General features: G+C 63.8%; 10 protein-coding genes. 2 read left to right on the forward strand and 8 right to left on the reverse strand.

Annotated features, from left to right (window positions below):
* The first annotated feature begins 81 nt into the window (after nucleotides 1-81).
* Nucleotides 82-1,956 carry a bifunctional diguanylate cyclase/phosphodiesterase gene (locus L1075_RS08980; protein WP_246941484.1) on the forward strand — a complete coding sequence of 625 codons (1,875 nt, stop codon included), beginning with the start codon at nucleotides 82-84 and terminating at the stop codon, nucleotides 1,954-1,956.
* Here the strand turns inward: L1075_RS08980 and phoU are convergent.
* The 5 genes from phoU to L1075_RS09005 all read right to left on the reverse strand — a co-directional run bounded on the left by phoU (nucleotide 1,914) and on the right by L1075_RS09005 (nucleotide 7,996).
* The gene (gene phoU, locus L1075_RS08985; protein WP_075368469.1) at nucleotides 1,914-2,633 is read right to left on the reverse strand and encodes a phosphate signaling complex protein PhoU; all 720 of its coding nucleotides are present in this window, start codon (nucleotides 2,631-2,633) and stop codon (nucleotides 1,914-1,916) included. The two genes, L1075_RS08980 and phoU, sit on opposite strands and share 43 nt — an antisense overlap.
* A gap of 32 nt (nucleotides 2,634-2,665) precedes the next feature.
* Nucleotides 2,666-3,439: a phosphate ABC transporter ATP-binding protein PstB gene (gene pstB, locus L1075_RS08990; protein ID WP_040240453.1), complete on the reverse strand. Its 774-nt coding sequence runs from the start codon at nucleotides 3,437-3,439 to the stop codon at nucleotides 2,666-2,668.
* Nucleotides 3,440-3,504: 65 nt separating this feature from the next.
* Entirely contained in the window at nucleotides 3,505-4,881 is a 1,377-nt protein-coding gene (gene pstA / locus L1075_RS08995) for a phosphate ABC transporter permease PstA (RefSeq protein ID WP_246894871.1), read from the reverse strand.
* Nucleotides 4,878-7,001, reverse strand: a complete 2,124-nt coding sequence (locus tag L1075_RS09000; RefSeq protein ID WP_040240315.1) for an ABC transporter permease subunit — start codon at nucleotides 6,999-7,001, stop codon at nucleotides 4,878-4,880. The genes pstA and L1075_RS09000 overlap by 4 nt, the downstream gene beginning before the upstream one ends.
* A 56-nt stretch (nucleotides 7,002-7,057) precedes the next feature.
* On the reverse strand, nucleotides 7,058-7,996 hold the full coding sequence (locus L1075_RS09005; RefSeq protein WP_052444893.1) for a PstS family phosphate ABC transporter substrate-binding protein: 939 nt from the start codon (nucleotides 7,994-7,996) through the stop codon (nucleotides 7,058-7,060).
* Between the two features lie 252 nt (nucleotides 7,997-8,248).
* Between L1075_RS09005 and L1075_RS09010 the strand changes: the two genes are divergently transcribed.
* Complete coding sequence (locus tag L1075_RS09010) at nucleotides 8,249-8,653, forward strand: acyl-CoA thioesterase (RefSeq protein ID WP_040240311.1); 405 nt, start codon at nucleotides 8,249-8,251, stop codon at nucleotides 8,651-8,653.
* Between the two features lie 18 nt (nucleotides 8,654-8,671).
* Here L1075_RS09010 and L1075_RS09015 read toward each other — a convergent pair whose 3' ends face one another.
* The 3 genes from L1075_RS09015 to hexR form a co-directional block, all read right to left on the reverse strand.
* A complete protein-coding gene (locus L1075_RS09015) occupies nucleotides 8,672-9,127 on the reverse strand; it encodes a phosphate-starvation-inducible PsiE family protein (protein WP_040240307.1) in 456 nt (151 codons plus the stop codon).
* Between the two features lie 64 nt (nucleotides 9,128-9,191).
* On the reverse strand, nucleotides 9,192-11,411 hold the full coding sequence (gene uvrD / locus L1075_RS09020; protein WP_246941486.1) for a DNA helicase II: 2,220 nt from the start codon (nucleotides 11,409-11,411) through the stop codon (nucleotides 9,192-9,194).
* Between the two features lie 85 nt (nucleotides 11,412-11,496).
* Nucleotides 11,497-12,360: a transcriptional regulator HexR gene (gene hexR / locus L1075_RS09025; RefSeq protein WP_040240304.1), complete on the reverse strand. Its 864-nt coding sequence runs from the start codon at nucleotides 12,358-12,360 to the stop codon at nucleotides 11,497-11,499.
* Nucleotides 12,361-12,436 lie beyond the last annotated feature (76 nt).

Below are 12,436 nucleotides of genomic sequence, written 5' to 3' on the forward strand. Positions count from 1 at the left end.
CGGGATGCCTGAACGGCAGCGTTAACGCGCCTCCCCGGCCTGTACATGACGCGGCTCGGCATCGCGACAAGAGAACACCTCATGGTAAACGCCCCTGGGGCCGGCGCCCCCGACCATGGCGATGAAGCGCGCCGCCTCGACGAGCTTCAACGTCTTGGCCTGATGGATACACCGCCCGAGAAGCGTTTCGACGATATCACCCGGCTGACCGCGCGGGTCTTCGACGTACCCATTGTGCTGATCACGCTGATCGACCGCCACCGCCAGTGGTTCAAGTCGCGCTTTGGCCTCGATGCCTGCGAGACTTCCCGCGACAATGCCTTTTGCGCGCACGCCTTGCTCGAACGCCAGATGATGGTGATCGAGGACACCGACAGCGATCCGCGCTTTCGCGATCACCCCCTGGTCACCGACACGCCCTACATTCGCTTTTACGCTGGCGCCGTCATTCGTATGGCCTCGGGCCTGCCGCTGGGCACGCTGTGCGTGATCGACCGGCATCCAAGGCGCTTCGACGCCCATCAGCGCGAGATATTGCTCGATTTGGCACGCCTGGTGGAAAATGAGATCGGTGACGATGTCATCACGCGCCTCGAGCGCGCCCGTGCCGAAATCGGTACCCAGTTCGACCCGCAAACCCGGCTAGCCACGCAACAGCGCTTTCAGCAACTCATTCAGGCACGCCTGGCGGCATTGCCGGACACCGTGGCATTCTGTGGCGTCGCGGCCATCGATCTTTACGGCATGCGCGCAGTACGTACGCGCTTTTCCCTACAGGCCAGCAACGAAGTGCTCATGCGCGCCATCGCGCGGGTCGAGAAAGCCCTCGACGGTTTCGTCTTCGACTTGGCACGCATCGACGATCAACGCCTCGGGGTGCTGCTCTACCAGGGGGATCCCGCGCGCATGGCCGACATCATGGCGACGCTGGCCGAGACCTTGCGGGCACCCTATCTCGCCGCCGGCAAGACCGTCACCGCCGCCGCGCGCGTGGTCTGGGCACAAGATGCCACCCGGCTCGGCCATGCCGATGACATCCTCTCCGCTCTGCAGCATACCTGCCGGCGCCTCCATAATGAGCGCGGCGATGCCCTCCTGCGTCTCGATACGCCAACGTCGCTGCCACGCCTGACGCGGCGCAACTTGCTACGCCGCCGTACGGCCTCGGCACTGGCTGAAGACCGTTTCCGGCTCCACTACCAGCCGCAGGTCGCCATACACGGCTATCGTCTGAAAGGGTTCGAGGCCTTGCTGCGTTGGCATGACAGTGAATTGGGGCAAGTCAGCCCCCAGGATATCGTCGATATCAGCGAGGAAATCGATCTCGGCGATCAACTGGATACCTGGGTGCTGCAGACCGTCACCCAGCAACTGGCCACGTGGCGCGACCGTGGCCATTCCCTGCTACCGGTATCCGTCAACGTTTCCCAAGAGCAGCTCGCGCGACCCGCTTTCGTTGACCTTATCGACTCATTGCTCACGCGCTACCGCCTGCCCGGGCGATTGCTCAATCTGGAAGTACTCGAGCGCTCATTGATCGACGATCCCGAGGCCATCATCGACAGCATGCAACGCCTCAAGCGTCGTGGCGTGGGGTTCGCTATCGATGACTTCGGCACCGGCTATTCGTCGCTTTCCTACCTCACGCGGATTCCGTTCGACACACTCAAGATCGACAAGAGCTTCATCGACCGTATATGCGACGAGCCACGAGTAGCCTCGTTGGTGCACTCGATCGTCTCGCTGGGGCGCGATGCCGGCATGCAGGTCGTCGCCGAGGGCGTGGAAAGCGTCGCCCAGGTCACTCTACTGCGCGACTTCCACTGCCACAGCATTCAGGGCCATGTCTTTTCCATCGCCTTAACCCCGCCCCATGCCGAAGCGTTGTTGACGGCCACTGCCAGAAAACGGCGTCACTTCCCGAGCGACTCGTCCAGCTCACCGGGATCGGTGTGACGCACGTCGAGCCCCTTGACCAGATAAATGACATGCTCAGCCAAATTGTCGGCATGATCGCCAACCCGCTCCAGGGCCCGCAGGATCGTCATCACGCTGAGAATGGAGGTGATGGCGCGCGGATCTTCCATCATGAAGGTCACCAGCGAGCGCGTGGCCGTAGTGTATTCGTTGTCGACCGACTCATCCTCGTGGAGCACCTGCAGCGCTAGGCGCGTATCGAAGCGCGCGAACGAGGTCAGCGCATCGCGCAACATCTTGCGCACGTGCTCGCTCAGGTGGCGAATCTCGACCATGCCCCGCGAATGGCGGTCCGACTCGATGAGCGTCAAGGCATTGCGTGCGATCTTGTTGGCCTCGTCGCCGACGCGCTCGAGATCGGAGGTGGCGCGGATGACCGCCAGCACCAGGCGTAGATCGGAGGCCGCCGGCTGCCGGCGTGCCAGCACCCGGGTGCATTCCTCGTCGATCTGGATTTGCATGTCGTTGACAGCGTTATCGCTATCGCGCACGCGCTCGGCGGTTCGGCTATCGCCCTCGAGCAACGCCTCGACGGCATCCTGCACCTGTTTCTCGACCAGTCCGCCCATGGCCATCAACTGGGTCTTGAGCTGCTCCAGTTCCTGGTTGAACTGGCGGGAAATATGCTGGCTATGCGTCTCGTTGGTAATGTCCATGACACTGCTCCGCTTGTCGGAATCGCCGCGACTCAACCCACGCGGCCGGTGATGTAGTCTTCGGTGCGCCGTAAGCGCGGATTGGTGAACAACGTATCGGTCGGGGCGTACTCGACCAGCTCGCCAGCGTGCAGAAACGCAGTGTAGTCGGACACGCGCGCCGCCTGCTGCATGTTGTGGGTGACCAGAATCAGCGTCAGTTGCGACTTCAAGCCACGAATCAGCTCCTCGATCTTGAGGGTCGAGATCGGATCCAGCGCCGAGGCCGGCTCGTCGAGCAGCAACACGTCCGGTCGCACCGCCAGGGTGCGGGCAATCACCAAGCGCTGCTGCTGACCACCCGACAACGTCCACGCTGAGGCATGCAAGTCCGCCTTGACCTCCTCCCAAAGCGCCGCCGACTGCAACGCCCACTCGACGATCTCATCCAGCTCGCGCTTGCGTTTGACGCCCTGCAGACGCACCCCGTAGGCGACGTTTTCATAGATCGACATGGGAAACGGGTTAGGCGTCTGAAACACCATCCCCACCCGGCGGCGCAGCTCGGCCACATCCACATCACGGCCATGAATGTCCTGGCCCTCGAGGCGAATGTGTCCGTTCCGCGTGACCTGGTCGTTGAGGTCGTGCAATCGATTGAGGCCGCGCAGTAGCGTCGACTTGCCACATCCCGAAGGCCCGATGAAAGCCGTCACGCGATGACGCGGCACGCGTAGCGTCAAGTCGCGCAGCGCCGGCTTACCCTCATAGGCGAGCGACAGAGCCTCGATGTCGAAACAGCTCGACGTCGAGGGAAAATCGACCACCGCCGACGAGAAGCGCTGGGTCTCGGCGGCGGAAAAAGACGCGGCTGACAAGAGTGACGAACCTCCTACGAATGCTCCAGTGCACGGTGACGTGCCCTGAGATGATGGCGCAAGATTATTGCAGTTAGGTTAAGCACCACGATGACGACGACCAACAACGTCGCCGTGGCAAACACCAGCGGCATCGCCGCCTCGGCATCGCGACTGGCGAAGCCAAGATCGAACAAGTGATAGCCCAGATGCATGAACTTGCTATCGAGATGCAAGTACGGAAACTCCCCATCCACGGGGATTTCCGGCGCCAGCTTGGCCACGCCCACCAGCATCAGTGGCGCCACCTCGCCGGCAGCACGGGCCACGGCCAGAATCACCCCGGTCAGCATCGACGGCAGCGCCATGGGCACCACTACCCGGCGCAGGGTTTCGAAACGCGTCGCGCCCAGCGCCAATGAACCTTCACGCAATGCCACGGGAACTCGCGCCAGGCCCTCTTCTGTGGCCACGATCACCACCGGCAGGGTCAACAGCGCCAACGTCAGCGAGGCCCACAGCAGCCCGCCGGTACCGAAGGTCGGCGATGGCAGGCGCTCGGCGAAGAACCAGCTATCGAGGTGACCGCCCAATCCGTAGACGAACACACCCAGCCCGAACACGCCGTAGACGATCGATGGCACCCCGGCTAGATTGCGCACCGCGATGCGTACCAGGCGCGTCAACGGCCCCTGGCGTGCCACCTCGTTGAGATACAACGCCGCCAGCACGCCGAATGGTGTGACCACCAGCGACATCAGTATCACCATCAATAATGTGCCGAAAATAGCCGGCCATACGCCGCCCCCGGTATTGCCATCGCTCGGCGCCTCGCTGAGAAAGCGCCACACACCGTGCCCCCAGGCCGCGAGCTTGTCGCCGATATCCATGCGATTGGGCCAGGAAAGCGACGCTACCTGCGCAAATTCCACCTCGAGCGCGCGCCCCTCGACGTTGCGCACGTGCAGCGTCGTGACCTCGGCGTCCCCCGCTAGGGCCCGACGCAGGCGGCGCTCGGCCTCGGCACCTTGCAGGCGTTCGCCGGCGGGCGTCTCCAGCGCCGTCAGACGTCCGATGAAGGGCCCCCAATCGCGACGCTCGGCGTACAGCAGCTCCGGCGGCGTCTCGCGCCTCTCGATGGCCTGCGTCTCGACCCATCGCCATACCTCACCATCGAGGTCGCGATTGGCGGTGAAATAGCGCTGCTCACCGGCTTCGCTACCACGGGCGATGCCGGCAATCCGCTGGCCGTCGTCGAGGGTCAGTTGCTCGATATCGGCGGGCCAGAAGTGCGCCAGTCCGCGCGTCACGACCAGCACCAGCAGCGCCACCACGGCCAATAGCGAAAGCGCCACGCAGGCCCCGCTCAGCCATCGCCAGACACCGTCACCGCCCACCCGAGGGATTCTCATGCGTCACCCCCATAGCGTCGATACCGCCGTTTGAGCCGCCAGCGCACCATTTCCGCCAGCGTGTTGACGACGAAGGTGAATACGAACAGCAGCAACGCCCCGAGCAGCAGCAGGCGATAGTGCGTGCCGCCCACCGCCGCCTCGGGTAATTCGATGGCCAGATTGGCGGCCAGCGAGCGCAGGCCCTCGAAAAGGCTCGGCGACATCAGCGGCGTATTGCCGGTGACCATCAGCACGATCATGGTTTCCCCCACCGCGCGTCCCGCGCCGATCATGACCGCGGAGAGAATTCCCGGCGCGGCGGCAGGCAACTGCACCCGCCACAGCGTCTGCGCCCGTGTCGCACCCAGTGCCAGAGAGCCTTCCGCCAGGGGACGGGGCACGCCGGAAAGCGCTTCCTCGGCCAGTGAGTACAGCGTGGGAATGATCGCCAGCCCCATGGCCATGCCGACGATCAGCGCATTGCGTTGCGCGTAATCCCAACCCCACTGCTGGTGCATCCAGGCACGCAGGTCGCCGCCGAACCACCAAGCTTCGAGCCACGGAGAGAGACTCAGCGCCGCCCAGCACAGCAGCGCCAGGGGCACCATCAGTCCTATTCCGGCACTGATAGGGGGTAGATGAAGTTCCCAGCGTCGGGAAAGCATCCGCCACAGCCAGCCGCACGCCACGCTGCCCAGCGGCACGCACACGAAAAGCGCCAGCGTTCCGGCAAGATGACGCTCGACGAAGGGCGCCACGAACAGCCCCGCGACAAAGCCGATGACCACGCCGGGCAACGCCTCCATCAACTCGATGGCGGGCTTGAGACGCGCGCGCTGCCGCCGTGACATGTAACAAGCGCTATGCACCGCCGCTCCCAGCGCCAGTGGCACGGCGAACACCATGGCCCAGGCTGCCGCCTTGAGCGTCCCCCAGGCCAGCGGCACCAGGCTGTACTGCGGCTCTTCATCACCCGTGACGGCCGCCGCCCAGCGCCACTCGGCATCGCTATGGCCTTCATAAACCTGCGGCATCCATAGCGTCGCCGGACTCACCGCGGCATGCGGTGCCTCGATCGACAGCCGTTGGAGCGTACCCGCCTCGTCCAGCCACATCACCTGCGTGCCTTGCGCATTAATCGACACGGCCGTCGGCGGCGTGGTCTCGGGTGCCTGACCCTGCCAGCGCTGGCCACTCAGGGATTGATAGAGCCCCAAGCGGCCGCTGTCGTCCAGCGCCAGCCACAGGCGCTGCCGGGGCAAAGCGATCAAGCGTCGAATGGCAGAGTCGCCCAGGGCCGTGTAAGAGGTCTCGGCCGCTTGCCAGCCCGCATCGTCGGGAGAGAGTCGCCAACGGTGCAGCCCACCGCCGGCATCGCCGACGATCAGCGTGCGCCCGCCCTGCAGGAAGCTCAACGCCGTCGTCGGCGCCTGGGTGTCGGTACGCGCCAACGCCTTGCCACCGCCATCGGGAGACAGCTCCCACAGCGTCAATTGCGTGCCTTGGGTCATGGCCAGGCGGCCCGCGTGGCCCAGCGCGATATGCTCGGCCGTCTCCGGTACTGCAATACGACGCGTAGCCTCACCGGTATGCCACAGGGCCGCCACCTCACCCTGGCTATCGCGCCCCGCCAGCACCCAGCCCTGAGCCGCATGACGCAGTGTCAGCGCTGCCACACCACGGGCCTCGAACAGGCGCATGGTAGAGGCCTGGGCCCATCGTAATCGTCCCCGGTCATCGCGGGGCACCAGACGCACCTCGCCGTTGCTCAACCCCAAGGCCAGCGGCTGCCTATCGCCTGCCTCGGCTACTGCCGCGATGGTGGCGCTTGTGGCCAGCGTCGCGACCTCGCCCTCGGCGTCGCGCAGCTGTCCGTCTCGGGTCAACCAGCGCCTGCCGTCTTCGGCCAACCAGACGGCGTGAATCGCGCCTTCGTCGGCGGCCGAGGGGGCGGCGTCGACATTCACCTCGGCGTCGTCGAAAAGCGGTAGCACGGCCAGCATCAGATACACGCCGATGGCCAGCACTGCCACGACCACGCCGATACCGCTGGCGGCGATCACGCCAGTCGCCAGACGATCGAGACGCTGGCGCAGGCGGCGATTCGAGCGAGGCGGGGCGGTGGAAGGTTCAGTCATCGGCGAGCCCGGCGGCGAAGCGTTGCCTTGCAATGAAGTGAGACCATCAGATTACGTCAGTTTGATGACGATTGCGTGACATCGGCAAGGGGTGGCAGCCGCAACGCCCGCCTGGCAGTGGCCAGGCGCGATTCTGGCAGGGACACGAACCCTTGGCGAGCGACCACGGCCTGGCCCTCGGGCGACAACACAAGATCGAAGAAGGCGCGCTCCAGGGGCGGCAAAGACTCGCCCGGCGCCAGGTTGACGTAGATATACAAAGGCCGCGTGAGGGGATAGCGACCACTGACGACGTTGTCGTGCGTAGGTAGACGCGGCGTGCCCTGGTCATCGCGCAACGCCAGTATCTTAACCATCGCGGTGGGATAGCCAAGGCCAGCATAGCCGATCGCCTCGCGGGAACGGCCGACCGCCGCCACCACCGCCGAGGAGCCCGGCAGTTCGTTGACGTCGCGGCGGAAATTACCGCCGCACAAGGCCTCCCGCTTGAACAGTGCATGCGACCCGGAGGCTGTGTTGCGACCGAAACGCGCCACCGGCCGTGAGGCCCAGTCGCCGTCGAGCCCTAGCGCGCCCCAGCGCCGGATAGCGGGCGCTTGATCGCAGAAGCGAGTGTCGGCGAACAATGCCTCGACCTGCGCCAATGTCAGCGAGGTCAACGGATTGTCGCGATGCACGAACAGCGTCAGCGCGTCCAGTGCCACCGGCACCGCCACCGGTGGATGGCCCTGGCGGGCGATGAAGTCGGCGCGTTCGGCCTCGGTCATGGGGCGTGACATGGCACCGATGCGCGTCACCCCTTCGGCCAGCGCCGGCGGCGCAGTCCCCGAACCCGAGGCCTGTACCTGCAAGCGTACCTCGGGATGACGCGCGCTGAGCCGTTCGCCCCATTGCGTCATCAAACCACCCAGCGTATCCGAGCCGACCGAGCCCAGTGTGCCGCTCAACGGCGCCGCCATCGCCATCATCGGCAACAGCAATGCCCCTAGCGTCATAGCCACGCGACATCGCCAGGTCACTGTGGCGCACCGCCCTGTTCGTTTTTTCCTGATCAACGCTCTCGCCCCCGTTGTCACGCCTGCCCCGGCGCAAAACACCTTGCCGAGCGACTGGTCGTCGAGGCCCAGCGGCGTTTACTATGAGACGATCTCAACGGCATGAGATGACTGCAACGGCGCGCTACGCTCGATAACAACAATGTTCGACAACAACAGTGCTCGACAACAACAATCGCCAGGACCCACACCATGCATGAACTCGACGATATTCCCACCCCGCAGGGCGAACTCACGCTCAAGCTCGTCACCCGGCGCCAGGATACCAACCTCTACGGCGACATCCCCGGCGGCTGGCTCATCGCGCAGATGGACCAGGCCGCCGAGCTCGCCGCGGGACGCCTGGCAAGCGGCCGAACCGCCACGGTCGCCACCGAGAGCATGGATTTCTTGTGCCCGGTACGAATCGGCGCGATGGTCAATATCTTCACTAAAATCAGTGAGGTCGGGCGCAGCTCGATCAAGGTCGATGTCGAGGTGTGGATCCGTCCACCACACGAGCGCAGTCCCGAGGAGCGCTACAAGGTCACCGAGGCACGCTTCGTAATGGTGGCACTGGACGACAACGGCCGCATACGTCCCGTCCCCGAGGCGTAAGGCGCCTATCGTGATCCGTTATGACGAACCATTGCCGCCGCGCCGCACCAGCCAGTAACTCAGGCCCAGCGCGAGCACTGCGGCGGCCAGGGCCACGATCTTCAAGGGCTCGATAGTTTCCATGTCCATGACCATGAACTTGCGGACCAGCGCCATGATCGCGATCAGCACCACGATCTCGACCTGGATGAAGCCGCCGCGCCCTTCCATGGTCCGCACGATGGAATTGTTGAATTCCATGGCGATCAGCACCGTGAGAATCATGTCGAACACCGCCTGGAAGACGCGGTAATCGAACGGATCTCGGGTCTGAACGAACAACAACTCGATCACGTGAACGACCAGATAATACAACGCCACCAGTACCACGAAGCCGATCGCCACCGTCAGTACCAGCGAGACCAGGCGCTCGAAACGTTGATAGCCGGAAAGCTGCGACCACTGATCCATCAACTCGGGAAACCACTTCTTCATCGTTGCGCCTCGCTTTTCTTATCCGTGGCCATTGTCCCGACCATGCCCCTCGACACGCGTCGGTTCATAACGGCGTCAGCTTGGCGAAGCCCAGCACCAACCATTTGTCGCCCTCGTCCTCGAAACTAATGTGCACGCGGGCCCTGGCGCCTTCGCCCTCGGCATTGATGATCACACCCTCGCCGAAGACCGGATGACTGACCCGCTGCCCCAGGCTCAACGACGGCTGGTCGTCGTCGCTCGATACGCTTTGCTGCTGGGAGAGACCGCGGTTCGGTCGCGTGGAAACCGGCCGCGAGACCTGGCCACGCAGACGCACCTCCTCGAGCAACGACTCGGGCAACTCATGCAAAAAGCGCGACGGCCGCGAGAAGGTTTCCTTGCCATGCAGGCGGCGGATCTCGGCGTGGGTCAGATACAACTTGCGCATGGCGCGGGTCACCCCGACATAACAAAGGCGCCGTTCTTCCTCGAGGCGCCCCGGCTCCTCCAGCGACATCTTGTGCGGGAACAAGCCCTCCTCGACACCGGCGACGAACACCACCGGGAACTCCAAGCCTTTTGCCGAGTGCAGCGTCATCAGTTGCACGCTGTCCTCGAAATCGTCGGCTTCGTGATCGCCGGCGTTGAGGGCGGCCTCGGCCAGGAATGGCTCCAGTGCCGCCGCGCCCTCGCCGACTTCCTGCAACGAGAAGGGATCGCCCTGGGCGAAGTTGCGTGCGGCGTTGATCAATTCCTCGAGGTTCTCGACACGCGCCTGGCCCTTCTCACCCTTTTCGTTGCGGTGATGTTCGAGTAGCCCGGTCGTGTGGAGCACATGCTCGATCAGTTCATGCAGCGCCATGCCGGCGGTGTCGTTGTCGAGACGCTCGATCAGCTCCGAAAAGGCCGAGAGCGCACTGGCCGCGCGCCCCTTTAACACCCCCTCACTGAGGCTATCGTGCAAGGCTTGCCACAATGAAACTGACTGCGTACGAGCCCGCTCGCGCAGCACTTCCACGGTGCGTGTACCGATACCGCGCGCCGGCACGTTGATCACGCGCTCCAGCGAGGCATCGTCGTCGCGCGTCAGCGTCAAGCGGAGATACGCCAGGGCGTTCTTGATCTCGAGACGCTCGTAGAAGCGTTGGCCACCGTAGATTCGATAGGGCACGCCACTGCGGATCAAGGCCTCCTCGAGCACCCGCGACTGGGCGTTGGAGCGATAGAGAATCGCGATGTCATGCCGCGCACTGCCCTTGTTCACTTCCTCGTTGAGGGTATCGACGATGAAGCGGGCCTCGTCGAGGTCGTTGAAGCCGGCGTACACCGAGATGGGCTCACCGTGAACGCCATCGGTCCAAAGCTCCTTGCCCATGCGCCCGGCGTTATGGCTGATCAGCGTGTTCGCGGCCTCGAGAATGGCACTCGTCGAGCGATAGTTCTGCTCCAGGCGCACCGTCGTTGTCGCGGGGAATTCTTCGGCGAAGCGCCGGATATTCTCGACCTTGGCCCCACGCCAACCGTAGATCGACTGATCGTCGTCGCCGACCACGGTCATGCCCGCGCGATCACCAGCCAGCAGCTTAAGCCAGGCGTACTGCAAGGTATTAGTGTCCTGGAATTCGTCGACCAGCAGATGACCGAAACGCTCGCGATAGTGGGCCAGCAGGGACGGGTTGTCGCGCAGCAACTCCAGGCCACGCAGCAGCAATTCCCCGAAGTCGACCAGACCGGCGCGTTCGCACGCCAGTTGATAGCGCTCGTAGAGATCGACCATCTGGCCCATGTAGGCATCGCCATGGGTCTGGACCTGATGGGCGCGCAGCCCCTCTTCCTTGCAGCCGCCGATGAAATATTGCACCTGCTTGGGCGGGAAGCGCTCAGCGTCGATGCGATGGTCCTTGAGCAGGCGTTTGACCAGGCGCAGTTGATCGTCGCTATCGATGATCTGGAAATGCTGGGGCAGGCGCGCGTCGTGCCAATGGGTGCGTAACAGGCGGTGCGCGATGGAGTGGAACGTGCCCACCCACATGTTGCGTAACGACAGGCCCAGCAGCGCCTCGAGGCGCGTGCGCATCTCGCGCGCCGCCTTGTTGGTGAAGGTCACGGCGAGAATCGCGTAGGGCGACAGTCCCTCGACCTGCAATAACCAGGCGATACGATGCACCAGGACACGCGTCTTGCCTGAGCCAGCACCGGCCAGCACCAGCAAATTGCCCTGTGGATGGCTCACGGCCTCGCGCTGGGCCGTATTCAGCGAGTCGAGTAGCGGCGAAACGTCGCCCGGCGAAACGTCGTCCATGGATCACGTATCTTGGCATTGCGAAATGAGCGCACAGCTTAGCACAAGCGGTCTCGGCTTCGTTCGCTCGCGATCCGCCAGGTGGCTAGGGGTCTTCGTCGGCGTCGGGATAACGCAACGGGACCAGGCTTTTCTTCACCGACTGGAGTTGCTCTGCCAGCTTGGGGCCGCGCGTCTTGGCCACGCCCACGGCAAGCACGTCGACGATCACTAGATGCGCCACGCGCGAGCTCATCGGGGTGTAGATTTCGGTGTCCTCGTGCACATCGATATAAAGCGGCAGAGTGACTTCGCTTGCCAGCGGCGAATCGCTAGGACATAGGCCGATCACCGTGGCGCCAGTCTCGCGGGCCAGGCGCACGCTAGCGACCAGCGCCCGGGTGCGTCCGGTCTGGGAAATGGCGACTACCACGTCGCGAGGCGTCAGCGTTACCGCCGACATATTCTGCATGTGCGGGTCGGAATAAGCCGCAGTGGATATCTGCAGGCGAAAGAACTTGTGCTGAGCATCGAACGCCACCGCGCCCGAGGCGCCGAAACCGTAGAACTCCACACGATTGGCCATGGCCAGGGCATTGACCGCCTTGCCCAACGCGGCGTGATCGAGCCGATCGCGCACCGAGAGCAACGTGCCTACGGTGGAGTCGAAAATGTTGTGGGCAAATTCAGCGACGCTGTCACTATCGTTCATCGAGAACTGCGCGAACTGGCTGCCCGTGGCCAGCATCTGCGCCAGCTTGAGCTTGAAGTCCTGGAAACCGTTACACCCTAGCGCACGGCAAAAACGCACCACGGTGGGTTCGCTAACCTTGGCTTCGGTGGCCAGATCGACGATGCGCATGTGAATGACATCCTCGGGGTGACGCAAAACGAAGCGCGCCACCTTCTGCTCGGAGCGCCGAAAGTGCTCCATGCGGCGTCTCATCTCGTCGAACAGGGCACTGCTCATGATGGCGCGACTCCTTGGCTGACCAACAACGACGTGAAAACAAATTCGATTCTAGTATGCCGCAGGCGTTGAAGGG

Origin of the sequence: Chromohalobacter beijerinckii (assembly GCF_023061185.1) — a bacterium.
In the GTDB taxonomy this organism is placed as follows: domain Bacteria; phylum Pseudomonadota; class Gammaproteobacteria; order Pseudomonadales; family Halomonadaceae; genus Chromohalobacter; species Chromohalobacter beijerinckii.